The 23,481-nt window shown below is 68.1% G+C and carries 21 protein-coding genes; 5 read left to right on the top strand and 16 right to left on the bottom strand.

The genetic code is table 11. The features are described 5' to 3' along the window. Positions 1–52: 52 nt before the first annotated feature. The 6 genes from ACRWNM_RS15430 to ACRWNM_RS15405 form a co-directional block, all read right to left on the bottom strand. Positions 53–832, bottom strand: coding sequence for a sirohydrochlorin chelatase (locus ACRWNM_RS15430; RefSeq protein WP_431967899.1), 780 nt, complete (start codon positions 830–832; stop codon positions 53–55). After that, positions 829–2,073 carry a uroporphyrinogen-III synthase gene (locus ACRWNM_RS15425; RefSeq protein ID WP_431967897.1) on the bottom strand — a complete coding sequence of 415 codons (1,245 nt, stop codon included), beginning with the start codon at positions 2,071–2,073 and terminating at the stop codon, positions 829–831. The genes ACRWNM_RS15430 and ACRWNM_RS15425 overlap by 4 nt, the downstream gene beginning before the upstream one ends. A gap of 6 nt (positions 2,074–2,079) precedes the next feature. Beyond that, positions 2,080–2,475, bottom strand: coding sequence for a nitrite reductase small subunit NirD (nirD, locus tag ACRWNM_RS15420; RefSeq protein ID WP_431968005.1), 396 nt, complete (start codon positions 2,473–2,475; stop codon positions 2,080–2,082). Positions 2,476–2,539: 64 nt separating this feature from the next. Then, the gene (nirB, locus tag ACRWNM_RS15415) at positions 2,540–5,080 is read right to left on the bottom strand and encodes a nitrite reductase large subunit NirB (RefSeq protein ID WP_431967895.1); all 2,541 of its coding nucleotides are present in this window, start codon (positions 5,078–5,080) and stop codon (positions 2,540–2,542) included. Between the two features lie 28 nt (positions 5,081–5,108). After that, positions 5,109–6,566, bottom strand: coding sequence for a nitrate/nitrite transporter (locus ACRWNM_RS15410; protein WP_431967893.1), 1,458 nt, complete (start codon positions 6,564–6,566; stop codon positions 5,109–5,111). Positions 6,567–6,828: 262 nt separating this feature from the next. Next, complete coding sequence (locus tag ACRWNM_RS15405) at positions 6,829–8,088, bottom strand: CynX/NimT family MFS transporter (RefSeq protein WP_431967891.1); 1,260 nt, start codon at positions 8,086–8,088, stop codon at positions 6,829–6,831. 65 nt (positions 8,089–8,153) lie between these two features. On the opposite strand from ACRWNM_RS15405, the gene ACRWNM_RS15400 reads away from it, so the two are divergent. The 3 genes from ACRWNM_RS15400 to ACRWNM_RS15390 all read left to right on the top strand — a co-directional run bounded on the left by ACRWNM_RS15400 (position 8,154) and on the right by ACRWNM_RS15390 (position 11,675). Beyond that, positions 8,154–8,825 (top strand): FadR/GntR family transcriptional regulator, encoded by a 672-nt coding sequence (locus ACRWNM_RS15400; RefSeq protein ID WP_431967889.1) that lies wholly within the window; start codon positions 8,154–8,156, stop codon positions 8,823–8,825. Positions 8,826–9,081: 256 nt separating this feature from the next. Then, a complete protein-coding gene (locus ACRWNM_RS15395) occupies positions 9,082–10,560 on the top strand; it encodes an MFS transporter (protein ID WP_431967887.1) in 1,479 nt (492 codons plus the stop codon). Between the two features lie 248 nt (positions 10,561–10,808). After that, the gene (locus ACRWNM_RS15390; protein ID WP_431967885.1) at positions 10,809–11,675 is read left to right on the top strand and encodes a hypothetical protein; all 867 of its coding nucleotides are present in this window, start codon (positions 10,809–10,811) and stop codon (positions 11,673–11,675) included. Between the two features lie 10 nt (positions 11,676–11,685). Here ACRWNM_RS15390 and ACRWNM_RS15385 read toward each other — a convergent pair whose 3' ends face one another. From ACRWNM_RS15385 to ACRWNM_RS15355, 7 genes are all read right to left on the bottom strand, one after another. Then, the gene (locus tag ACRWNM_RS15385) at positions 11,686–12,672 is read right to left on the bottom strand and encodes an SCO2521 family protein (protein WP_431967883.1); all 987 of its coding nucleotides are present in this window, start codon (positions 12,670–12,672) and stop codon (positions 11,686–11,688) included. Between the two features lie 20 nt (positions 12,673–12,692). Continuing rightward, positions 12,693–13,922 carry a GNAT family N-acetyltransferase gene (locus tag ACRWNM_RS15380; protein ID WP_431967881.1) on the bottom strand — a complete coding sequence of 410 codons (1,230 nt, stop codon included), beginning with the start codon at positions 13,920–13,922 and terminating at the stop codon, positions 12,693–12,695. Between the two features lie 57 nt (positions 13,923–13,979). After that, on the bottom strand, positions 13,980–14,996 hold the full coding sequence (locus ACRWNM_RS15375; protein WP_431967879.1) for an SCO2522 family protein: 1,017 nt from the start codon (positions 14,994–14,996) through the stop codon (positions 13,980–13,982). A 28-nt stretch (positions 14,997–15,024) separates the two neighbouring features. Then, positions 15,025–15,942, bottom strand: coding sequence for an SCO2523 family variant P-loop protein (locus tag ACRWNM_RS15370; protein ID WP_431967877.1), 918 nt, complete (start codon positions 15,940–15,942; stop codon positions 15,025–15,027). A gap of 190 nt (positions 15,943–16,132) precedes the next feature. Next, positions 16,133–16,984 carry a TIGR02569 family protein gene (locus tag ACRWNM_RS15365; RefSeq protein WP_431967875.1) on the bottom strand — a complete coding sequence of 284 codons (852 nt, stop codon included), beginning with the start codon at positions 16,982–16,984 and terminating at the stop codon, positions 16,133–16,135. Between the two features lie 186 nt (positions 16,985–17,170). Continuing rightward, entirely contained in the window at positions 17,171–18,355 is a 1,185-nt protein-coding gene (gene moeZ / locus ACRWNM_RS15360) for an adenylyltransferase/sulfurtransferase MoeZ (protein ID WP_431967873.1), read from the bottom strand. 95 nt (positions 18,356–18,450) lie between these two features. Next, on the bottom strand, positions 18,451–19,443 hold the full coding sequence (locus tag ACRWNM_RS15355) for a DUF3152 domain-containing protein (protein ID WP_431968003.1): 993 nt from the start codon (positions 19,441–19,443) through the stop codon (positions 18,451–18,453). 576 nt (positions 19,444–20,019) lie between these two features. On the opposite strand from ACRWNM_RS15355, the gene ACRWNM_RS15350 reads away from it, so the two are divergent. Next, positions 20,020–20,709 (top strand): TetR/AcrR family transcriptional regulator, encoded by a 690-nt coding sequence (locus ACRWNM_RS15350; RefSeq protein WP_431967871.1) that lies wholly within the window; start codon positions 20,020–20,022, stop codon positions 20,707–20,709. Positions 20,710–20,799: 90 nt separating this feature from the next. On the opposite strand, the gene ACRWNM_RS15345 is transcribed toward ACRWNM_RS15350, so the two are convergent. Beyond that, the gene (locus ACRWNM_RS15345) at positions 20,800–21,027 is read right to left on the bottom strand and encodes a DUF3107 domain-containing protein (protein WP_431967869.1); all 228 of its coding nucleotides are present in this window, start codon (positions 21,025–21,027) and stop codon (positions 20,800–20,802) included. A gap of 153 nt (positions 21,028–21,180) precedes the next feature. Next, positions 21,181–21,732, bottom strand: a complete 552-nt coding sequence (locus tag ACRWNM_RS15340; protein ID WP_431967867.1) for a YceI family protein — start codon at positions 21,730–21,732, stop codon at positions 21,181–21,183. A gap of 101 nt (positions 21,733–21,833) precedes the next feature. Here ACRWNM_RS15340 and ACRWNM_RS15335 point away from each other — a divergent pair, with 101 nt between their 5' ends. Then, positions 21,834–22,673 (top strand): helix-turn-helix transcriptional regulator, encoded by an 840-nt coding sequence (locus ACRWNM_RS15335; RefSeq protein ID WP_431967865.1) that lies wholly within the window; start codon positions 21,834–21,836, stop codon positions 22,671–22,673. A 79-nt stretch (positions 22,674–22,752) separates the two neighbouring features. On the opposite strand, the gene ACRWNM_RS15330 is transcribed toward ACRWNM_RS15335, so the two are convergent. Beyond that, positions 22,753–23,451: a ferritin-like fold-containing protein gene (locus ACRWNM_RS15330; RefSeq protein ID WP_431967863.1), complete on the bottom strand. Its 699-nt coding sequence runs from the start codon at positions 23,449–23,451 to the stop codon at positions 22,753–22,755. Positions 23,452–23,481: the final 30 nt, after the last annotated feature.

Raw genomic sequence — 23,481 nt, 5'->3', positions numbered from 1 at the left:
AAGCATCCCCGGTCAGGGCCGCCTCCCTCAGCGGCCCTGACCGGGGCGGTGCTCAGCGTACGCGGGTTTTGGCCAGGTCAAGGACGGCTGCGCGGTAGCGGTCGGCGATGAGCCGGACGACCGCGGGGTGCACGCCGATGGGCTCGGCGACGCCGTCGGCGCCCGCGTCGTGCAGGCGCTGCTGGAACAGGCCGTGCGCCAGCAGGTAGGACGCGATGAACACCCGCCGCGCGCCGGAGGCACGAAGATCCGTGACCACCTCGGGGACGCGGGGGGCGCCGGTGGCGACGTAGCCGATGCGCACCGGCGCGTCGAGGTGCTCGGCCAGCATCGCGGCCGCGCGCCGAACATCGTGGCGCGCACGCGCATCCGAGGAGCCCGCCGCGGCGAACACGACCGCGTCACCGGGCCGCCAGCCCGCCGCACGCAACCGCATCGCCATGATCCTGGCCAGCGCCGGGTCCGGCCCCATGGCCGGGGTGACGGCCACCGCGTCGTTGCCGCTCTCGGCGACCTCGCGCGGCACGTCCTGGTAGACGTGGTAACCGGAGGCGAGGAAGGCCGGAACCACTACGGCGGGAACGGATTCCGCCGCGCCGCTCAGGTCGCGCAACACCTCCGACGGCGACGGGCCGAGCACGTCGACGAAAGCGGTGCGGACGACGGGCGCGCCGGTGTGGGCGCCGCGCCCCGAAATCGCGGCGCCCAGCTCCGGAACAGCCTGCGCCGCACCGAGTTCACGGGAGACCGCCTCGGCGAGCGCGGCGATCATCTCCACACCCCTGGTGCTTCGGGTGCCGTGCGCCACCAGCACCAGGGCCGGCGTGCTCACCAGCTTCCCATCGCTTGCGGGGCGTATTTGGGAGCACGCACGGGCGCGCCGATACCGGGTCCCTGCGGCCGCGTCGGCGGCAGCTGGCGCGGATTGTTGTCGGTGCACTCGGCCGGATCCAAGGCGAGCCGGTAGCCGCGCTTGACCACGGTCTGGATCGCCTTCGGCGTGCCGAGCCCGGCCCGCAGCCGGGCGATCGCCGTCTCCACGGCGTGCGTGTCGTCACCGCCGCCGGGTAGCGCCGAGAGCAGGTCCTCGCGGGAGACCACCCGACCGGGCTGGCGAGCCAGCGACCGCATCAGCGCCATCGGCGCGGGCGCCAGCTGACGCACCTGACCGTCGACGACGACGCAGGCGCCGCGCACGCTGATGTTGTGTCCGGCGGCATGAATCCGGTTGGCCCGCCTGGGCAGTTCCTCGGCCACGTGCCTGGCCAGGGCGCCGAGCCGCGCACGCCCCGGCATCGAGGTCGGCACGCCGAGCTCTTCCAGCGGCGCAGCGGTGATCGGCCCGACACACGCCGCGAGCACCCGGCCGCGCAGGGCGTGCAGCACACCCTCCAACAGTCCGGTTTCCTTGGCGCGCATCAACATCGACGCCACGGCGGGAGCGCTGGTGAAGGTCACGCAGTCCAGGCTCGCGGTGACGATCGCCTCGATCAGCTGGTCCATCGGACCCTGATCGGCGGGTGGAGTCCAGCGGTACACCGGCACCGGAACGACATCCGCTCCGGCGCAACGCAATACCTCGCAGAAATCGGGGACCGGCTCCCACTCGGTGGTGGCGCCGTGCAGCTGCACCGCGATCCGCACGCCCTCCACGCCCTCGGCCAGCAGGTGATCGAGCACCTCGGCGGAGGATTCGGAGGCGGGCGACCATTCCTCGCGCAGTTCCGCGGCGCGGATGGCGCCCTTGGCCTTCGGGCCGCGGGCCAGCATGCGGGTGGCGGCCAGCGTGCTGCGCAGGTCTTCGGCCAGACCCCAGCCTTCGGCCGCCTCCATCCAGCCGCGGAAACCGATGCCGGTGGTGGCCACGGTGATCTGCGGCGGCTCGGCGACCAGCGTCCGGGTGACCCGCTCCAATTCGTTGTCGTCGGCCAGCGGAATGATCCGGATGGCGGGCGCCGACACGACGGTGGCGCCCCTTCTGACCAGCAGGGTGGCGAACTCCTCGGCCCGCCGCGCCGCCGTGATGCCCACCGTGAATCCGGCGAGACAGGCGCCCGCCTCAGTTGTCGTCATGGATGTTCACCCGTCCGAGGAGTCGAGCGCCGCCGGCTCGTTGGAAACCGAAACGATGCTGTCGTCGACACGCACCGCGTACACCGGCAGCGCCGCCGATTCGTCGTCCAGGCATCGCCCGTCGAGCAACGAGAACGCCTGCTTCAGCAGCGGCGAGGCCACGACGGGCACGCCGCCGCGATCACCGACGATCCCGCGCGACATGACGGCCGCGCGACCGAACGGATCGATATTGCCGACGGCGTAGACGCTGCCGTCGGTCAGTCGAAACAGAGCGGCCTGCTGGCCACCCTTCAGCAACACCGCAACGCCGCGGCCGGGGATCAAATAGTCGAGTCGGCATGCCTGCGTCCAACCGGTGGCCGTAGCTGGCGAGATGCTGGGTGTATCGATCACGGTCATCGGGTTCCTCCTCCGAACGCCATACTCATTGGTACCGGCGTCCTGTTTCCACACGGTTAAGACGTTATTTCCCGTGCGTGGCGGCCGGCATTTGTGGCACACCCAACAGCACCGGCACTTTGCGCTCGCCGCTGTCGTCGAACGAGATGGTCGGGTCGGACTCTTCCGGCGCGTTGACGAAGGAGACGAAGCGCGAGAGCTTCTCCTCGTCGTCGAGCACCGCGGCCCACTCGTCCTTGTATCCGTCGACGTGCTTGGCCATGGCGGCCTCCAGCTCGTCGGCGATGCCGAGGCTGTCCTCGCAGACGACCGCCTTGAGGTAGTCCATGCCACCCTCGAGCGCCTCCTGCCACGGCGCGGTGCGCTGCAGCCGGTCGGCGGTGCGGATGTAGAACATCAGGTAGCGGTCGATGTACTTGATCAGCGTCTCGTCGTCGAGGTCACCGGCGAGCAGCACCGCGTGCTTCGGGGTCAGACCGCCGTTGCCGCCGACGTAGAGGTTCCAGCCGTGCTCGGTGGCGATCACGCCGACGTCCTTGCCGCGCGCCTCGGCGCATTCGCGGGCGCAGCCGGAGACGGCCAGCTTCAGCTTGTGCGGGGAACGCAGTCCGCGGTAACGCTTTTCGAGCAGCACGGCCATGCCGACCGAATCCTGCTGACCGTAACGGCACCAGGTGGAGCCGACGCAGCTCTTGACGGTGCGCAGCGACTTGCCGTACGCGTGGCCGGATTCCATGCCCGCGTCCACCAGGCGCTGCCAGATCTTCGGCAGCTGCTCGACGCGCGCGCCGAACAGGTCGATGCGCTGGCCGCCGGTGACCTTGACGTAGAGGCCGAACTCCTTGGCCACCTCGCCGATGGTGATCAGCTGCTCGGCGGTGACCTCGCCGCCCGGCATCCGCGGCACCACCGAGTAGGTGCCGTTCTTCTGCAGGTTGGCCAGGAAGTGGTCGTTGGTGTCCTGCAGCGCGGCCTGCTCGCCGTCGAGGATGTGATCACTCGAGGTGGAGGCCAGGATGGAGGCGACGGTCGGCTTGCAGATGTCGCAGCCGGTTCCCTTGCCGTACTTGGCGATCAGGCCCGAGAAGGTGCGGATACCGGTGACCTGGACGATCTGGAACAGCTCGGCGCGCGACTGGGTGAAGTGCTCGCACAGCGACTTGGAGACCTCGACGCCGGACTGCTCGAGCAGCTTCTTGAGCATCGGCACGCAGCCGCCGCAGGAGGTGCCCGCGTTGGTGCAGCTCTTGATGGCGGGCACATCGCAGGCGCCCTCGGCGATCGCGCCGCAGATCGCGCCCTTGCTGACGTTGTTGCAGGAACAGATCTGCGCGTCGTCGGGCAGGGCGTCCGCGCCGAGTTCCGCGCCCGCCGGGGAGATCAGCGAGGCGGGATCGGCGGGCAGCGGGCGGCCCACCAGCGGACGCAGGGCCGAGTACGCGGAGGCGTCGCCGACCAGGATGCCGCCGAGCAGGATCTGGGCGTCGTCGGAGACGACGAGCTTGGCGTAGGTGCCCTTGGCCGCGTCGTGCAGCACGACCGACAGCGCGCCCTCGGTGGTGCCGTGCGCGTCACCGAAGCTGGCCACGTCGACGCCGAGCAGCTTCAGCTTGGTGGACATGTCGGCGCCGGGGAATTCGCCCGCGCCGCCGAGCAGCCGGTCGGCGACCACCTCGGCGGTGCTGTAACCGGGGGCGACCAGGCCGTAGCAGATGCCCTCGACCGCGGCGCACTCGCCGATGGCCCAGATGTTCGGGTCCGAGGTCTGCAGGCCCAGGTCGGTGATGATGCCGCCGCGCGGACCGACTTCGATGCCCGCGTCGCGGGCGATCTGGTCGCGCGGACGGATGCCCGCGGAGAACACCACGAGCGAGGCGTCCTCGATGACCGACTCGTCGGAGAGGGTCAGCTTCAGCTTGCTCTCGCCCACGGCCTCGATCGCCTGGGTGCCGACGCCGGTGTGCACGTTCAGGCCGAGGTCGGTGACCAAGCGCTCCAGGATCGCGCCGCCGCCCGCGTCGACCTGCGCGGGCATCAGCCGGTCGTTGTATTCGATGACGTGCGGGGTCATACCGAGCAGGCGCAGCGCGTTGGCCGCCTCCAGGCCGAGCAGACCGCCGCCGACCACCACGCCGATCGCGCCGGGGCCCGCCGCTTCGGCGGCGGCCCGGATGCCGTCCAGATCCTCGATGGTGCGGTAGACGAAGCAGCCATCCAGATCGTGGCCCGGCACCGGCGGCACGAAGGCGTAGGAACCGGTGGCCAGCACCAGCGCGTCGTAGGCGATGGTGTCGCCCGCCGAGGTGACGACCTTGCGCGCCTCGCGGTCGATGGTCTCGGCGCGCTGGCCGAGGCGCAGCTCCACCAGCGCGTCACCGGCGTACTCGTTGCCCGGCAGCGCGAGCGCGCTCGCGTCCCAGGTGCCGACGTAGGAGGACAGGCCGACGCGGTCGTAGGCGGGCAGTTGCTCCTCGCTGAGGACGACGATCTGCCACTGGTCGGCCTCGTCGCGCGAGCGCAGTGCCTCGACGAAACGGTGCCCGACCATACCGTGGCCGACGACCACCGCGGTCTTGCGCTGGGCGGGATCGACTGTGGGGTTCATGGTGACCTCCCTGGGAATGGTTCGGGCGTCAGGCGCGAGCCGACGAGTTGGACTTGGTTGCGGCGGCCTCGGCTTCGAGGACCAGCGCCTCGGCCTCGTGCACGACGTCGGTGTCGGCGGCCATGGTGGGACGGCGGAGGAAGACCAGATAGGTCACCGTGGCGCAGGCCACGTAGAAGACCATGAACACCCAGAAGGCGGCGGTGGCCGAGCTGGTCGAGGCATAGGAGGTGCGCAGCACCAGGTTGATGCCGACGCCGCCGAGCGCGCCGATCGCGCCGACGAAGCCGATGAGCGCGCCGGAGGTGTTCTGCGACCAGGCGGCCTGCTCGGCCGGGCCGGCGTCCAGGCTCTTGGACTTGGCGTCGAACACCGACGGGATGATCTTGGTGACCGCGCCGTTGCCGATGCCGGAGAGCACGAACAGGGCGATGAAGCCGATGACGAGCACGGTCATCACGCCGCCGGTGGCGACGCCCTTGTTGCCGTCGGCGGCCGTGCTGGCCAGGCCGACCAGCAGCGCGGCGGCCATCATGGCGCCGAAGACGTACATGCTGACCTTGCTGCCGCCGATCCGGTCGGCCCACTTGCCGCCGTACGGGCGGGCCAGCGAACCGAGCAGCGGGCCGATGAAGGCGATCTGCGCGGCGTGCAGCGCGGCCTGCGCGGCGGTGTCGCCGCCCGCCTTGAAGCTGATCTGCAGGATCTGGCCGAAGGCGAAGCTGTAGCCGATGAACGAACCGAAGGTGCCGATGTAGAGGAAGGCGATCGCCCAGGACTGCGGCACCTTCAGCGCCGTGATCATGTAGGACAGGTCGGCCTTCTGGTTCTTCAGGTTGTCCATGTAGAGCGCGGCGCCGACACCGGCCAGCGCGACGAGCACCAGGTAGATCGCGCAGATCAGCGAGGCGTAGCCGTTGCCGAGCGTCGCGATGACCAGCAGGCCGAGCAGCTGGATGACCGGAACGCCGATGTTGCCGCCGCCCGCGTTCAGGCCGAGGGCCCAGCCCTTGAGCCGCTGCGGGTAGAAGGCATTGATGTTGGTCATCGAGGAGGCGAAGTTGCCGCCGCCGAAGCCCGCGAACGCCGCCACGACCATAAAGGTGGTGTAGGACGTGCCCGGCTGGTTGATGAAGTACAGCGTCAACAGCGTCGGGACCAGCAGCATCAAGGCGCTGAAGATCGTCCAGTTGCGTCCGCCGAACCGGGCGGTGGCCACGGTGTAGGGGATCCGCAGGAACGCGCCGACCAGCGTCGGCATCGCGACGAGGAAGAACTTGCCCGCGGGGTCGATGCCGTACTTGTCGGTGGGCATGAACAGCACCATCACCGACCAGATCGACCAGACCGAGAAACCGACATGCTCGGCGAAGACCGACCAGATCAGGTTGCGCTTGGCGATATCCTTGCCGCCCGCCTCCCAGGCCGCGACGTCTTCGGCATCCCAGTGCTCGATGTTGTGGTTACGCGTCAGCGTGCTCAACAAGGGCCTCCCAAAATCGGTTGGCCCCAACGGTAGGAAACAGGTATTGCCGAAATGCTGCGGGAAATGACCGTCAAATCAACGGTTGCTCACGATTACCCGGATATCGGGGTGAGTTTCAACCGAATGTTTCACCCGTGTGACATAAGGGTTTCCACGGGTGACAAACAGCCGATCTCGCGCACAGCGGCCGGTGAGGTGTGACGCGCACAGCATGCGCCGCGTCGTGCCGACCCGCAACTCGAATGAGGCGAGTCGCGGGCGGTCAAGCCCAGCTGTCCTCGAGCATGCGTGGTTTGCACGCCTGCCAAGCGCCCGCGAGCAAGATCAGCACCGCGACGCTCAGCATCGCGAACGGCGCGAGCCAGCCGCCCGTCGCCGTGTGCAGCATGCCGAACAGCAACGGGCCCGCACACGCGACGGCGTAACCGACGCCCTGGGTGAATCCGGACAGCGCCGCCGAACCGCGCGGCGTCCTGGTGCGCAGATTGATGAGGGTGAGCGCCATCGGGAAGGTGCTCGGGCCGAGGCCGAGGATCACCACCCAGAGCACCGGCGCGCTCATCGGTGCGATCAGCAGACCTGCGAAGGCGACGAAGAACAGAGCCGCGCAGACCACGACGACGGGGAAAGGATTACGGAAACGCGCGACCAGGGTCGGCGCCGAGAGCGCGGCCACCAACCCGACAAGGGCGAACAGACCGACCATGGTGCCGCCGAACGCGGCGCTCGCGCCCGCTTCGCCCAGGATTTTGGGCAGCCAGGCGAAGATCGCGTAGGTGCTCAGCGAGGTCATGCCGAACATGCCCGCCATCCCCCACGCGACCGGCGAACGCCAGACCTGCCCCGCAGGCTCGTTGTGGTCCGCACCCATACCGGTGCTGTCGGCCAGGTCGCGGCCGCGCCGGGCGCGCAGCACCCCGAGCCAGGGCACCGCGGCGGCGAAACCGAGCAGCGCCCACAGGCCGACCGAGATCCGCCAACCGTGCGCCTCGGCCACCGGCACGGCGATCAGGGCGGGCACCACCGTGCCCAGCTGCACCATGGTGATGTAGAGCGAGCTGATCATCGCGAGCCGGTCCGGGAAGTACCGCTTGACCAGCGGCGGGATCACCACGTTGCCGATGCCCATGCCGCCGAGCGCGAGCGCGGAGAAGATCAGCAGTTCGGCGGTGCCGTGCACCGAGGCCCGGATCAGCATGCCGAGGCCCGCCATCAGCATCGCGGTCAGCGCGGTGCGCTCCAGGCCGATGCGGCGCACCAGCAGCGGCGTCAGCAGGCCCGAGAGGGCGAACATCGCGGTCGGGATCATGCCGAACACGCCGACGACGGCGGTCGAGTAACCGATGTCGGCGCCGATCCGTTCGGCCAGGGGGCTGAACGCGGTGACGGCGACTCGCAGGACCAGTGCGGACATCACGATCGCGGTGAGGACGAGCAGCCTGCCCTCGACGAGCGCGCGCTCGCGCAGCTCGGGGGCGGCGGATTCGTGGCGGGTCGCGGTGTCCGGAAGGGTCGCTGTCACCGAAAAATCATAGGATGACCCTATGATCGGCGGCAACAATTTGTGACGGGCGGTACTCTGTTCCGGTGCAACCCGTCCGGCGCACCAGCCTCATCGCCCAGGTAACCGAACAGCTGCGTGCCGAAATTCGTTCCGGCCGTTGGGCTATCGGCTCCCGCATCCCGACCGAACCGGAGCTCACCGAGCTCACCGGGACGGGTCGAAATACGGTGCGCGAGGCCGTCCAGGCGCTAGTGCACGCCGGCATGCTGGAACGACGCCAAGGCTCGGGCACCTATGTGATCGCCGCCTCGGAAGTCGGTGGCACGCTCGGCAAGTACTTCGCCGACGCCGAGGAGCGCGACGTCCTCGAATTGCGCTTGGCCCTCGACACCACCGCCGCCGCGCTGGCGGCGCGCCGTCGCGACGACGCCGACATCGCGAACCTGCGCAGTTTGCTAGAGGAACGCAGCCTCCACTGGGACGAGGACACCCGCACCGCCATCGCCGCCGACGTGGCGCTGCACCGCGCGATCGTGGTCGCCAGCCACAACGCGGTGTACCTCGAGTTCTACGACTCGCTGCTGCCCACCATCGAACAGGTGATCCGCTCGCGGACTTCGAAATCCGACGATTCCTACGACGCGGAGCACAATGAATTGGTGCAAGCCGTCGTCGACGGCGACGCCGATCGCGCCGCGCAGGCCGCGCGCTGCTTCCTCGGCTCGCTCATCGCGGAATACCCGGACGCCCGATAGTTCCAACCGGTTCTAGAGCAGGCGACCAGGTAACCAACCGGTCACCGAGGGCTCTTCCCCCATGTGAGTCGGATTTGCCCGGAACGTCACGGAACGCCATTGGCTCGCAACAACCGGCTTCTACCTTTGTCTCGACCGTACAAGGCAACTCGACGGCCCCTCTGTCGAATGGAGGGGCGTCCCGAGACGAACAACGTCGCAACGGCGCGACGATTGCCGCGATGAGGGTCGGTCGAGACAGATCGAGAGGAAGCCGATGACTGCCACAGTTGCTGCCACCGGCCAGCAGTCGGAATCGTTCAGCCACCAGAAGCGTGGCCGCTGGCTGGAGCACTGGGAACCGGACAACACGAAATTCTGGGAGTCGGGCGGAAAACTGACCGCGCGCAAAAACCTGATCTTCTCGGTATTCGCCGAGAATCTCGGCTTCAGCGTGTGGGTCATCTGGGGCACGGTGGTCACCAGCATGGGCGCCGCCGGCTTCGACTTCCTCGCCGGACTCGGCAAGGGTAACCCCACCGCGGTCAGCAACGCCCTGCTGCTCACCTCCACCCCGACGCTCGTCGGTGCGGCACTGCGCATTCCGTACACCTTCGCCATTCCGAAATTCGGCGGGCGCGCCTTCACCGCCTTCAGCGCGGCCATGCTGCTCATCCCGACGCTCGGCCTGGCCTACTTCGTGAACCAGCCGGGCACGCCGATGTGGGTGTTCATGGTGCTCGCGGCGCTGGCCGGCTTCGGCGGCGGCAACTTCTCCTCGTCGATGGCCAACATCTCGTTCTTCTTCCCGGAGGGGAAGAAGGGCGCGGCCCTCGGCATCAACGCCGCGGGCGGCAATCTCGGTGTCGCGCAGACCCAGCTGGTGCTGCCGCTGCTGATCACCCTCGGCACCCATCTCACGGCCAAGGATCCGGCGGGCTACCGCTTCGGCATCACGCTCTCGGTGCTGGTCTGGGTGCCGTTCATCCTGATCGCCACCTTCGGCGCGCTGCGCTACATGGACAGCATCAGCACCGCCAAGTCCGACGGCAAGTCCTACAAGCTGGCGCTCACCAACCGGCACACCTGGGTGATGTCGTTCCTCTACATCGGCACCTTCGGCTCCTTCATCGGGTTCTCCTTCGCCTTCCCCACCCTCATCAAGGCGAACTTCCCCGACCTGGCCAAGATCAGCTGGATCACCACGCTGGGCAACCTGGCCTTCCTCGGCGCCCTGGTCGGCTCGTTCAGCCGTCCGTTCGGCGGATGGATCTCCGACAAGGTCGGCGGCGCCAAGATGACCCTGTTCGTCTTCTGCGGCATGTCCGTCGCGGTCGCCGGGATCATGGCGGCGCTGGAGCTGAAGAGCTTCCCGCTCTACCTGACCGCCTTCCTCGCGCTGTTCATCCTCACCGGCATCGGCAACGGCTCCACCTACCGGATGATCCCGTCCATCTTCAGCGCGGAGGCCAAGAAGTACGCCTCCGAGCACGGCCTGGACATCGCCGAAGCCGCGGCGTCGGCGAAGCGACAGGCGGGCGCGGCGATCGGCGTCATCGGCGCGGTCGGCGCCTCCGGAGGCTACCTGCTGCAGCAGGCGCTTCGCCTGTCCAACATCAACTTCGGCAGCATGGCGCCCGCCTTCTGGACCTACGCGGTGGCCTTCCTCGTGATGGCGACCGTCACCTGGTTCTTCTACCTGCGGTCCTCCTTCGCCATCGGCCGCGTCCCCTCGCTGGCCTACGCGAAGGTGTAAACCGCAACCGACGTCCGGTATTCGAACCCGAACCCCGAATACCGGTCCGGGTCTGGCAGCCCGAAACCCCCTCCGGGCTGCCGAGCCCCCGAATGCCGCTGGGAACAAGGGCCTCCCAGCGGCATTCGGCATTGCCGTGCTCGCACCATCGCGCGTAATCGTGAAAGTTTCGGCTTCGTCGGCGAATTCCGTTGCTATGGTCGACAGCGACGACCATCCGAGTCGTTTCGATTCTGGGGAGCCCGATCATGGACGATGACGTGGGCCGAACGGCGATCTCGCCGTTCGTCGCGTCGATGACGACCAGGATCGCGCGCCACGCTGACGCCTACTCGGTCGAGGTCGAGCGCTTTCGCGAGTCGGCGCCACGGGCCGTCGGTGCAGAGGAACGAATTCTCGAAGACTTGTATGCCCATGTGGAAAACATCCTCGTGAGCTACGAGCCACCCGGCGTCCGGCGACGCGGCGACAGCCTGACTTTTCAGCATCTCTATACCGCTGTCTTCGAACGGCCGTCGGACGCCGACGACGAAACGACCGGAAGCCTCCTCGGTGAGGTCATCGAAGCGCTGGTGGCGGCGGAGACCGAATTTCGCGGGCCGCTCAGCTTGAGCCACGTACAGCGGGAGCGGCTGGCCCAGACCTATGAGCGCCTCGGAAGCGCGCTGAGCGGTGCCTTGCTGCCCGCGCACGCGCGCATGGCGTTCCGCCGCGCCGCCTGGCTGTACGGCGTGAACGAGGATCGCGATGCGCAGGACCGCTGCGAACTGGCCAGTGCGAGAATACGGACGACAAGAATCTATCCGTGGTGGCAGCGCACTGCGGGGCGTGCCGCGGATCTCTTGTGCGGCTATGGTTTTCACCCGTTCCGGCTGCTCGGCTGGATCGGTGTCGTGCTGATCCTCAGCACCGTGGCCCTCGTCGCGATCGAGGGCGTTTCGCTCACCACGGCGCTGCGTCTGTGCGTGGTCAGCGCGCTTGCGCCGCTCGGCGCCGACGATCAGGAAACGCTCGGTTCGTCCGGGCGGGCCCTCTTGGTGTTCGAATCCTGGCTGAGCGTCGTTGCCACTTCGGTCTTCTTCGCGCTGTTGGTCCGACGATGGTTCAGGCTGTGATCCCGCCGCGCTACCAGTTCGTTCTGCTCAGGTCCGCCTGGTACAGCGCGGACAGGGTCGCCACGGACAGCCGATCGCGGAGCTGGTAGATCCGCGATTCCCATTGGCGAGAGAATCCCGGGTCCGATTCCAGCTGGCGCCATACGCCCCGCAATGCCGCGGGCGAGTGCGCGCCGGGCAGCCAGAGATGCACGACGTGCTCGAGCATCGTCGCCACGATCTTCACCGATTCGGAGCCGTTGTGTGTCAGCAGATCCGCTCGCTCGATCTCGGCGCCGACGACGGTGAGCAGCCAATCGTGGAGCGCGAGATCCTCGCAGAACCGCGGTACCACGGCCAGTTCACGCTCGTCACCCACCGTGACGATCGCGCACCGCCTTGCCTCGTCGTCGAGCAGGAACCGCAGGCTCGGCTGCGCATCGGGCACGACCCGTGCGGCCCAGCGCAGCCTCGTCGTCTCGGCCACGAAGGGGACACGTTGGTCCAACGCCGCGTTCATCCGAACCCGCCGCAGCAGGTGCTCGCTGATCGATCCCAGATCGAGCGTCTCCGGCGGCGGTACGCCCGAGAGCATGACCGCCTCGACCAGGTCGGCGCCGACCCGGTCGCCATCGGACACTCGCGTCAGCACCTCGGTCACACCGGCTCGCCCCAGATAGTGCGACCATGCCTGCCTGCGGGTGCTGAAGGACCGGACCACCCCGGTATGGACCGAGCTCTGCAGCACCCTGCCGCCGACCACTACCGCCTTGGCGGCCGCCGTCCCCACCGCGCGCAGGGTCGTGCCAGAGGCGGTCGCCAGCCGGCAGTCCACGCCGATCGCGGTGCTCGGCGAGCTCGCCAGAGCCACCGGGCGCGAACGAGACACCACGCGCCGTCCCGGAACCAAGGCGAGCAGATCTTGGACGACACCCTGGCTCAATGCTGCCGAGTCGGGCACCAGGCAGGTCCGCACTTCCCCGAGAACGACCAGCGGCCGGGTCTGCGGATCGGACACGAATTCAGGCGTCGGCACGGTCAATCACGCACATCCCAGTGATCGTTCGGATTGACGCGACGCTGTTCGCCGGTGCGCCGCGTGAGGAAGATCAGCGAGAGCAGCGCGAGCACCAGGAAGGTGCCGACGGTCCATACCCATGAGCCGATCTCCGAGCGGATCGCGAGCACACCGGTCACCGGGCCGGTCACCGTGATCAGCAACAGCAGTCTGGTGGTGATGCTCTGCTGGAATCTCGACGATATCGAGAATCTCGACCGTTCGTACAAGGCCAGACTCACGACGAAGAAGGCGGACGCGGCCAGACCCGCGGGCAACGAATCCGTCGCGTGCTCGAACGCGATCGGCAGGGATATCAGGAATGGATACACGCCCCCGTACTCGGACAAGACATTCCCGGTCCGCATATGCAATTCGAACATATGGGAACGCAGCCGCGCGATCTCGCCCGCGGCGTTGGTGTAGACGACCAGCGCCATCGTCGTGGCGAGCGTGGAACCGAGCAGCAGCGCCTTGGCCAGATTGGGAAAGTTGTTCGAGGAGAGCGAGAAACCGAGCACGAAGGTGATCGCGGCGAGAATCGTTCCCGCGAAAGTGACACTCGTCGATGTCTCGTCCGATTCCAGGCCTGCCAGATCGTCCCGATCGAATCGGCAGAATTCGAAGGCAGAGCCGGACGGCAGCTCGACTATCGCGGTGATCACATAGTTCTCGTCCGACAGGAGTCGATCGACATGCCCCTCCGCCTCGATCGGCACCAGGTAACGCTCGTCCGGATCCACGTAGTCGATTCGCAGCTTGTACTGGCAATAGACGCGGTCTCGCCCCGGCCCGAAATATCCGCGCATCATGGTGCGAGCAACGAACTTGCGCGAGAACAAGAGTCGCAGCATCGGATAATTCCGTGGACTGGTGACCGTCGAGATCGACGGCAGGCGCCCGTTTTCGGATCCGCGCAGCCGCTGCATCAGATGGTCGAGGAGAAGAGCGCCGATGCCCCGGTGACGGCGATCCGGATGTACCGCGAGCGAGCTGATGTAGATGTGACTCGGCGAGGGGCGCTCGAAGTGGATGAAGCCGATGATGCCGATATCGTCCTCGGCGACGAAAACCCTTCTCCCCGAAACCCCGTCGCGAAGCTCGTCGCCGGAAGCCGGCTCCCTGTCGACATCCCCCGGCGGAAAACACAGGGCGTCCAGCGCGTCCAGGGTGGCGATGTCGTTCTCGTCCGCGATCCGAATCGTCCTCATGACTACTCCCCTCGTTCGGTCACCGATACGAACACCAAGCGCGACACCACAATGGGATCACCATGGGCCGAGCATCGTGTGCGAAATCCGCTCGGCAACTCTGCGCGGCACCGTGATTCCGTCGGCCAACCCGCGCCGGGTGATCTGTTCGGTGACTTCCGGATCCACATCGACGTGGTCGAGAATGACCTGCACCGCGTGCTCGATTCCGAGATAGCGCTGCGGCAGCAGCGAGAGCGTCCGATAGGCCGCGAACGGCTTCGCCGCCGGATTGAGCTGGATCACCGCAGGAAGCTCCCGCCACTCCTTCGGCCACCCGTCCTCCCATCGCCACGGCTGCGGATCGACGACGGCCGCGCCTTCGTAGCGCAACATGCCCAGCCGCAACAGCTGCCAGATCGACGCGAGGAAGGGGCACGACCACCGGATCCGCGAATCACCGCCGTTGCCTCGGCTGTTGTCCCTGCTCCACATCTGGACGTCGAGGAAGATCGAATGCTCCCGTCGGCCGAACTCCTCCGGCGGGCGGTACGGACCGGCATGATGCATCGCCTCGCCGGGCTCGTCGTCCGAGGAGCGCACTCCGTTGCACAGCCAACCGGATTCGGCTGTCGGCGGCCTGCTGCCCGTGGAGTTCCGCGGCGGCTCGGCGACGATGCGTGCGGCGACCATCTCCGCCAACGGAATTCGCTCGGCGCTCGCCGATTCCGGGGTACCGACCGGGGCCTCCCAGCAGGCGGACTCGCGTGCCAGATAATCGATCGCGACTCCGCATTCGTCCGCCGCGCCCAGCAGCAGCTCGAGGATCCTCGCGGGGTCCGCGTCCGGACGGAAGTAGTCATCGATCAGGAAACAGGTACTCACCCGTGCCCGCGGGCCGAAGTCTCGCCGCGCGAAAGCGGTGAAGGCGCCGACCAGCGGAGCCAGCCGGCGGAATTCCGCCCGAATGTGTTCCGCGCCGTTGTCGAAGTCGGTCATGTAGAAGTGCCCGACCTCGATGGACAGGTGCGAGAGCGGAACCTCCGCGACCCGGATCCGCTCGGCGGCCTCCGTGTAGCCTTCGATGTCGTTCACGAGTGTCGAACTCCTGTCCGTGAACTGCTCACAGCGTTTCCCAGGTGGCGTCGTCGAACAGTCGACGACCCAGCTGCTGGAAAGCGTCCACTGTCTCGCCCTTCGCGAGACCCGCGGCGACGTCGGCATCCAGAATGATCTGCTCGCGCCACTGCAACAGCGAATCGAAGGGAATTTCGCCGAGCACCACGGACGCGCCGAGCCGCGCGGTCGACGCCAGCCGTTTCAAGCCGTGGTTTTGTTCCTGTATCCACACAGCGCCGGCCGCAGTCGTAGCGCCGAGCTCGTTTGCCGCTGGAACAAGCGTTCGCACATAGCGGATCGACTCCAGCAGTTTCGTCGGATCGTGGCCGTAGGCCGCACCGCTTTCCAGCAGCCCGTGCGGTCCGTGGACCAAGCCGCTCGTCGCCACGATGTGCTGGCGCGTCCATCTGTGGAACACGATCCAACGCATGCGGGACTCGCGCATTTGCGGCAGGGCGGTCGCGCGCAGAACCACTTCCATCGCGATCGACCGGCCGCCGCTCAGGTCGATGATGCAGGTCTGAAACGCATGCTGCAGCTCGAGCAGCAATGCGGCGCATCGCGTGATCGCGTCGTGCTGATCGGCGCGCGCCAGTTGGCCGCCGCCCTCGTCGCCCGGCAGCAACACCAATCGACCGCGCCGGTGGCGTTGTTTGCGCAGCGTTACCCGATCGGTGGCCGCGTAGACGTCGATCTGTGCGGCAGTTGTGTTGCGCCCCAGCAGATATGAATGCAGCCCGGCGCCACCCGAGACCCCGCGTTGTGCCGAACCGATTTCGAAGATCGCGCCCGCGGTGGGCGCACCGAAATCGAAATCGAGGTAGGCGACACTCTGTCCGGCCGTGCTCAGCCGATACGCGAGATTGCCACTGCTGACCGACCTCCCGGTACCGCCTTTGTCCGATGTGGCGATCACGATCATCGGCTCAGCACCCCCTTGCCGCATCCTGGTTCGCCGTGGGCGATCGGTCGCGGCATCGATCATCGCAGAACGGGCGCGGCGCCAACGCTTGCTGCGCAAGATATCACGCGACGCGGGCGGCATTCCGCCAATCGCGCTCCGCCGATTGGCTTTTGGGTCGCTGTCGGATTGCGGCGAAAACCGGTACCGGTCAGAGCATCAGCCGGACCATATCGGCGGTGCGGGCCAGCCCGGGAAATGCCTCGGGTGTGGAGCGGGGATGCAAGGCGTGCACGGCCAAGCGGAACATGACGGCGCGCAGTAGCATCTGGGGCCATTCGGGGAGGTCGGACCAGCGGTCGACCAGGCCGTCGTCGGCGCCGCCCCAGGAGAGGGCGTCGATGACGATGACGCCCGCGGCCCAGGCGACCGGGCGCCAGTAGGGGGTGATGTCGGTGAGGCCCGGCGTGTGGGCGCCCGCGAAGAGGACGGTGCCGAACAGGTCGCCGTGCACCAGCTGGGCGGGGGTCTGCACCGGCTTGCGCAGGGTGGCCAGCTGGCCGATGAGTTCCATGCTGCGCCTGCCGTCGGGCGAGGTGGCCGGCATCGCGCCGCCCGCGCGCAGGCTGCGCAGCGGTACCGCCTCCCAGGCGGCGCGGTCGGCGGCCACGAAGACGTCCACGTCGACCCACGGCGCGATCGGCGGCTGCACGAGGAAGCGCGGGCGCTCGAGTTTCGTGGTCGTCTGGTGCAGGCGCAGCGAGATCGAGACGACCTCGTCGTGGCGCGGCTCGGGGCTGCCCTCCAGGTACGTGTCGGCGCGCCAGCCGGAGACCACGTAGCGGCCGTCGGTGGCGCGCACCGGACGGGCGACGCGCAACCCGTCGACCTTCAGCGTCTCGCGGATCTTGGCCGACCACGCCGCCCGCGCGTGATCGGCGACCGGGGTCAGCACCACGTTGCCGCAGCGCCAGCCGCCGTCCCAGTCTCCGAGCGAAACCGGCGTCACTTCGCGCAGACCGAACGTGGCGCGCACGTGCTCGGGGGGTTCCACAGAAGTCACGGCCGTACGGTACCGCCGGTGAGGGGCCGGATTCGGACGCCGCGCCGGTCCGGGCGCGCAGCTGGTTACCGCACGGATCCAGGCCCTGTACGGCCCTTATCCGTCGTATCGCACCCGTGCGCGTCCGCCAAGCGAACCCCGCCGCGCGCCGAAGAGCCGGACGTCGGCGCGCGAGCGGAGGTACGCCTAGTACACCGGCAGGCTGGTGTCGACCTGGTTGGCCCAGGCGACGATGCCGCCCTGCACGTGGGTGGCGTCGGAGAAGCCCGCGTTCTTCAGCACCGCGAGCGCCTCGGCGGACCGGATGCCGGTCTTGCAGTGCAGCACGATCGGGCGGTTCTGCGGCAGCTCGGACAGCGCCTCACCGGACAGGATGCGGTCCTTCGGGATGAGCCGCGCGCCCTCGATGTGCACGATGTCCCATTCGACCGGCTCGCGCACGTCGATGATCTCGATGTCCTTGCCCGCGTCGAGCAGTTCCTTCAGCTCACGCGCGGTGATGGTCGACCCGGCCGCGGCGGCCTGGCCCTCGTCGGACACCACACCGCAGAACGCGTCGTAGTCGATCAGTTCGGTGATCGGCTGGCGCTCCGGGTCGCGGCGCAGCTTGATGGTCCGGTAGCTCATGTCCAGTGCGTCGTAGACCATCAGCCTGCCGAGCAGCGGGTCGCCGATGCCGGTGATCAGCTTGATCGCCTCGGTCACCATGATCGAGCCGATGGACGCGCACAGCACGCCGAGCACGCCGCCCTCGGCGCAGGACGGGACCATGCCGGGCGGCGGGGCCTCGGGGTAGAGGTCGCGGTAGTTCAGGCCGCGGCCATCGGGGGCGTCCTCCCAGAAGACCGAGACCTGGCCTTCGAAACGGTAGATGGAACCCCACACGTACGGCTTGCCCGCCAGCACCGCGGCGTCGTTCACCAGGTAGCGGGTCGCGAAGTTGTCGGTGCCGTCGAGGATCAGGTCGTAGTCGCGGAACAGCTCGACCGCGTTCTCCGGCTCCAGGCGGATCTTGTGCAGCCGCACGTCGATGCCGGAGTTGATCTCCAGGATGGAGTCGCGCGCGCTGTCGGCCTTCGGACGGCCGATGTCGGATTCGCCGTGGATGATCTGGCGCTGCAGGTTCGAGGAGTCGACCTCGTCGAACTCCACGATCCCGAGCGTGCCGACACCCGCGGCGGCCAGGTACAGCAGGGCAGGCGAGCCGAGGCCGCCCGCGCCGATCACCAGCACCTTGGCGTTCTTCAGACGTTTCTGCCCGTCCACACCCACATCGGGAATAATCAGGTGACGGCTGTAGCGGGCGATCTCGTCCTTGCTCAGTTCCGCAGCCGGCTCGACCAGCGGCGGCAGGGACTTCGGTGATGACACGTCCAGGACTCCTCGAATCGAATTGGCCGATCGCGATGTGCAACGCCGACGATCGAGCCGTTCTTCCCCATTATCGTCGCGCACCGGGTCCGCGATCAGCCGCGCGGGTACGGCCAGGGGTTGAAGCGACAGCGTTTGCCGTCCATCGGAACAAGGCCGTCGGGATCGAGCGCGGCGATGTCGTTGTTCTTGGTGCCGAAGGTCTGCTGCATCATGATCGGCGCCAGGCCGCCGTCGGTCTCGCACGGCTGATGCTGGTGGTAGCCGATGGCGTGGCCGACCTCGTGGTTGATCTGATACTGCCGGTAGGAGCCGATGTCGCCTTCGAAGGCGAGCGCGCCGCGCACCCAGCGCACCTCGGAGAGCACCACCCGGTCCAGGTCGGCATTGAAGCACGAGGAATCGATGGGGATGTCGAAACCGCAGGATTTCCTGGTGGTCTGGCGCGAGGTGAGCGAGATCCGGAAATCCGGGTTGCCCTGATCGACGCGGCGGAAGGCGAACTTCTTGTCGTTCGCCCAGCTCTTCGGATTGGTCAGGGTGCTGTCGATCATCTTGGCCACCGACTCGTCGCCGCCGAAGCCGGAGGTGTCGACGCCGTTCTCGATCTCGACGGTGTAGCTGAAGTGGTACTCGGTGCCCGCGCCGAACTCGGCGGTGGTGCCGGGGACCACCCGCCAGTTGCCCACGCCGTTCTCGGTGAACGGGCCGCCCTCGGGCAGCGCACCGGTGGGCAGGTCGGCGGGGAACTGCCCGTCTCCCGGCGGTGCGCCGATGATGCCCGCGGTCGCGGCGCGCGGACTGAGCCGTCCGAAACTGGGGGCCACGCTCGAACCAGTGCCGCCCGCGCCGCCGCGCACCGCGTCGACGATCACCAGCACGGTGACCACGAACAGCACGGGAAGTGCGTACGCGCGCCAGCCGTAGGTGGAGACGAAACGACCGAGGGCGCTCTGCTTCTTGGTGTTGCGCTCGGGTCGTGGTCCGCGGGCGCGATTCGGATCGGGCGCCGTGGGATCCCAGCGTGCCCGCAGGGGCTGGTGGGAGCGGTTGGCGGCGCCCGGGTAGAGACCGAGAGGGTCGTAGATCTCGACGCCGTTGGCGTCACGTGGCGGCAGGGGTGTCGGCGCGGTTTCCGCCTCGTCGCCGTCGGGTTTCCGCGGCCACGGGTCGATGCGGCTCCCGCGCTCGGGTCTGGATCGGCCGGGCCGACCTGCGATCCCGGACCGCGGTACAGCGCCCGATCGGGCAGCCGCACCCGAACGCGATTCGGGACCGGACCTTGCCACGGGTCCAGAGACTACGGAATCGGGCGACCCGGAGCCAGCGGGGCCGAGCGCATCGCGCCCGCCGCCGGAGACGATGGACGGGCCGGAATCGCGTGCCCGATCCCCGTTTGCACGCAGGGTCACATAAGACAGGTTCTCACAGAGCCGACGACAGCCGGTCGAGTGCGTCCTGACCGGGGGTAGGCGCGATACGCGGCCGATCCGCGCCGATCCGCCCGCGCGTGCGCCGGAATGACCGCGTTCCTGGTGTGCGCCACGTCTCATCGGTTGACGAGATCGACGGCCCCGATCGGCTTGTGAGCTACAACCGGGTATCGTTCTTTGGATACCCGGTGCACAACCCCTTTTGCCGGGGAATCGACTGGGAGAGCCGAAATGACAGAGCTCGTGGACCGGATGACGTCCCGCAGAATGTCGTCCGAGGCCATGGTGCCGGCGAAACGCGGTACGCGGTTGCCGCGCGACGAACGGCGGCAGCAGCTACTCCACGCGGCGAGCGAGGTGTTCGTGCTCCGCGGCTATCACGCGGCGGGCATGGACGAGATCTCGCAGGTCGCCGGTGTCAGCAAGCCGGTGCTGTACCAGCACTTCACCAGCAAGCTGGAGCTGTACCTCGCGGTCCTGCAGAACTATGTCGACATGCTGGTGTCGAGCGTGCGACAGGCGCTGCGCTCCACCACCGACAACCGCCAGCGCGTGCGCGCCGCCGTGCAGGCCTACTTCGATTTCGTCGACAACGAGATGCAGGGCTTCCGGCTGGTCTTCGAATCCGACCTGACCAGCGAACCGCAGGTGCAGCGCCGGGTCGAGCAGGCCACCGAGGCATGCGTGGACGCCGTCTTCGACCTGGTCGCGCACGACTCCGGCCTGGATCCCTACCGTGCGCGCATCCTGGCCGTCGGCTTGGTCGGCACGAGCCAGTTCACCGCGCGCTACTGGCTGGAGGCGGACCGCCCGATCCCCAAGGACGAGGCCGTCGACACCACCGTCGCGCTGGCCTGGGGCGGTCTGTCGCACGTCCCGCTGCATCCGATCGACTACTCGGGCAACTCCCAGCGCTTCTGATCGGCGGCGCGGTCCACCACGCAGCGAACGCGAACGAGCCCTCGGATTCCCGGTCGATGACCGGGAATCCGAGGGCTCGTTGCTCTGTCGTCAGACGGCGGCGAAACCGACCCGGCCGCTGGTCGCGGTGCCGATCTCCACGTAGGCGACCTTCGAGGCCTGGATCAGGAACTTGCGGCCCTTGTCATCGGTGAGCGCCACAACGCCGCCCGCGCCGCTCAGCGCCTCGGACACCATCGCCTCGACCTCTTCCGGAGTCTGCCCACTGTTGATCACGAGCTCGCGCGGGCTATCCGAAATACCGATCTTGACCTCCACGGCCAACCTCCGAACCTAGAGTCCTGTGCGGCGGTCGGACGTCGCGTCCGCCCGTGCGCTCTTGCTGTCCGGTCCAAGGCTAGTGCAGGGCAACGGCTGCGCGGCACCGCACTGCCTACGCTGACCGCGAAACCCGGTCGGTGCGGCGGCTGGTCACTTGGGTTCGATGAGCTGGATCTCCAGCTCGATCTTCACCGCGTCGCTGAGCATGCCGGGCATCGGGCCGCCGACGCCGAAGTCGGTGCGCTTGATGGTGCCGGTGGCGGAGAATCCGGCGTGCCGGTCGCCGGTCGGGCCGAAGTCCTGCACGCCGCCCCATTCGACCTCGAGGGTGACGGGCCTGGTGACCGAACCGAGGGTGGCCTCGCCTTCGACGGTGAACGTCTCGGCGACCTGCACCGGTTGCGGGGCGCGGAAGGTCAGCGTCGGACGGCTGGCCACGTCGAGGAAGTCGGCGGTGCGGATGTGAGCGTCGCGGTCGGGGTTGCCGGTGTCGAACGAGTCGAGGTAGATGGTGGCGCCGAGGGTCGCGGCGCCCGCCTCGTCGACCACGAATTCGGTCTCGAAGCGGGTGAAGCCGCCGCGCACCTTCGAGATGCCGAGATGACGGACGGTGAAGGCGACCGAGGAGTGAGCGGTGTCCAGCGCCCAGGATCCGGGCTTCAGCTGCTGGGTGTCGGTGGTGGGTGCGGAAGTGTTCGTCATGCCATCGACCTTGTCCGGACCGCGGTCCGTTAACCAGACCGCCGTTATCCTGGACCTGCCAGGGCGAGGCTGAATATCCGGGGAACAGGCACGATGGAGGCATGGCACGTAACGGTTTCGCCGAATTCCTCGTCGCTCGCCGCGGTGAGCTCCGGCCCGCCGACGTCGGAATGCCCGAGGGCGGCAGGCGCCGCACGCCGGGGCTGCGCCGCGAGGAGGTCGCGGTACGGGCGGGCGTGAGCGCCGACTACCTGGCCCGGCTGGAGCAAGGCCGCGACACCAATCCGTCGGTGGCGGTGGTCGACGCACTCGCCGACGCGCTGTTGCTCGAGGGCGCGCAGCGGCATCATTTCGGCGTGCTCGCGCTCGCTTCCGGTAACGAATCCCGTTGTCCGGGTAGCGAATCCCCCAAAGAGCAGCTCGGCGAGACGATCCGCGCCGTGCTCGACGCGCTGCAGCCGACCCCCGCGTTCGTCATCGGCAGGCGGCTGAACGTGCTCGGCTGGAACCACGCGTGGGCCGACTTCGCGACCCCGCTCGGCCTGATCGGCGAGCACGGCGAGGCCAATCTGGTCTGGTACACGTTCGCCGATCCGCGGGCGCGGCGAACGCTGCGCAACTGGCCCGCGGCCGCGGACACGTTCGTGACCGCGCTCCTGCGGGCGAAGCTGCGCTGGCCCGGCGACGACGAACTGCTCGGGATGATCGACGCGCTCCGGCGCGAGCCGGAGTTCCTGGAGCGGTGGAAACCGCACCGAATCGGCGGCGGACCGGTGTCGAGCGTGCTGGAGTTCGATCACCCGGTGCACGGTCACGTCGACGTGCCGTTCGAGACCATGGAGACCGACCGCGACCAGAGCGTCGTCGTCTGGCTGCTCGACCAGGCCGCGACCCGTTCTCAGGGGCTGCGGCTGGTGCACAACCGGGCCGCGAACGAGTAAGGCATACCCCGGCCGTGCTCAGGGCTGTCGACGGACTCCGTCCGGCTTCGCCTGTTCGGGTTCCTTTTCGGGCGGAGCCTCAGATCCCGAGAACAGCCATCCGCTGGGCGTGGCTGTCCTGCATGCGCTCGAACAGCGCGGCGATGCCGTTCAGATCGCCGGTCGCGGTGAGCACCAGATCGGTGAGTTCGTCGCGCTGCGCCATGACGTACTGGGCTTGGGTGATCGCCTCGCCGAGCAGTCGCCTGCCCCAGAGCGTGAGCCGGTCGCGCTGGGAGCGGCTGACCGACACCGCGCGCCGGACCTCCTCGACCACGAATTCGGAGTGGCTGGTCTCGGCGAGCACATCGCGCACGACGGCGGCCACGTCCGGCGACAGCGCGCCCGCGATCTCGCTGTAGAAGTCCGCGGCGATGCCGTCACCGACGTAGAACTTCACCATCGACTCGAGCCAGGTCGAGGGATCGGTGGACGCGTGATAGGCGTCGAGCGCGCGCACGAACGGCGCCATCGCGTCGAACACCTCGATCCCGCGCTCGGCCAGGGCCGCCTCGAGGGTCTTGAAGTGGTCCATCTCCGCGGAGGCCATCTTCGCGACGGCGACCTTCCCGCGCAGCGTCGGCGACAGCTTGGCCTCCTCGGCCAGCCGGTAGAACGCGGAGATCTCACCGTAGGCGAGCACCGCGAACAGATCGGTCACGCCGGGATGATCTGCGGCGATGGGCGAGGTTGCCGGATCGAACGAAACGCCAAGCGCTGCAGATGACTGTGCTCCCATGCCGCTAGCTTAATAGGCGCGGCAGGGTGA

It is taken from the genome of Nocardia sp. bgisy134, assembly GCF_965341865.1.
In the GTDB taxonomy this organism is placed as follows: Bacteria; Actinomycetota; Actinomycetes; order Mycobacteriales; family Mycobacteriaceae; genus Nocardia.
This window is presented reverse-complemented; position numbering and strand designations above follow the sequence as displayed.

What these genes read in the sequence shown, in the direction of transcription:
- ACRWNM_RS15425 (WP_431967897.1), bottom strand. Translation starts at nt 2,073, where the DNA reads ATGACGACAACTGAGGCGGGCGCCTGTCTCGCCGGATTCACGGTGGGC.
- nirD (WP_431968005.1), bottom strand. Translation starts at nt 2,475, where the DNA reads ATGACCGTGATCGATACACCCAGCATCTCGCCAGCTACGGCCACCGGT.
- nirB (WP_431967895.1), bottom strand. Translation starts at nt 5,080, where the DNA reads ATGAACCCCACAGTCGATCCCGCCCAGCGCAAGACCGCGGTGGTCGTC.
- ACRWNM_RS15395 (WP_431967887.1), top strand. Translation starts at nt 9,082, where the DNA reads ATGACTGCCACAGTTGCTGCCACCGGCCAGCAGTCGGAATCGTTCAGC.
- ACRWNM_RS15390 (WP_431967885.1), top strand. Translation starts at nt 10,809, where the DNA reads ATGGACGATGACGTGGGCCGAACGGCGATCTCGCCGTTCGTCGCGTCG.
- ACRWNM_RS15380 (WP_431967881.1), bottom strand. Translation starts at nt 13,922, where the DNA reads ATGAGGACGATTCGGATCGCGGACGAGAACGACATCGCCACCCTGGAC.
- ACRWNM_RS15370 (WP_431967877.1), bottom strand. Translation starts at nt 15,942, where the DNA reads ATGATCGTGATCGCCACATCGGACAAAGGCGGTACCGGGAGGTCGGTC.
- ACRWNM_RS15350 (WP_431967871.1), top strand. Translation starts at nt 20,020, where the DNA reads ATGACAGAGCTCGTGGACCGGATGACGTCCCGCAGAATGTCGTCCGAG.
- ACRWNM_RS15340 (WP_431967867.1), bottom strand. Translation starts at nt 21,732, where the DNA reads ATGACGAACACTTCCGCACCCACCACCGACACCCAGCAGCTGAAGCCC.
- ACRWNM_RS15335 (WP_431967865.1), top strand. Translation starts at nt 21,834, where the DNA reads ATGGCACGTAACGGTTTCGCCGAATTCCTCGTCGCTCGCCGCGGTGAG.
- ACRWNM_RS15330 (WP_431967863.1), bottom strand. Translation starts at nt 23,451, where the DNA reads ATGGGAGCACAGTCATCTGCAGCGCTTGGCGTTTCGTTCGATCCGGCA.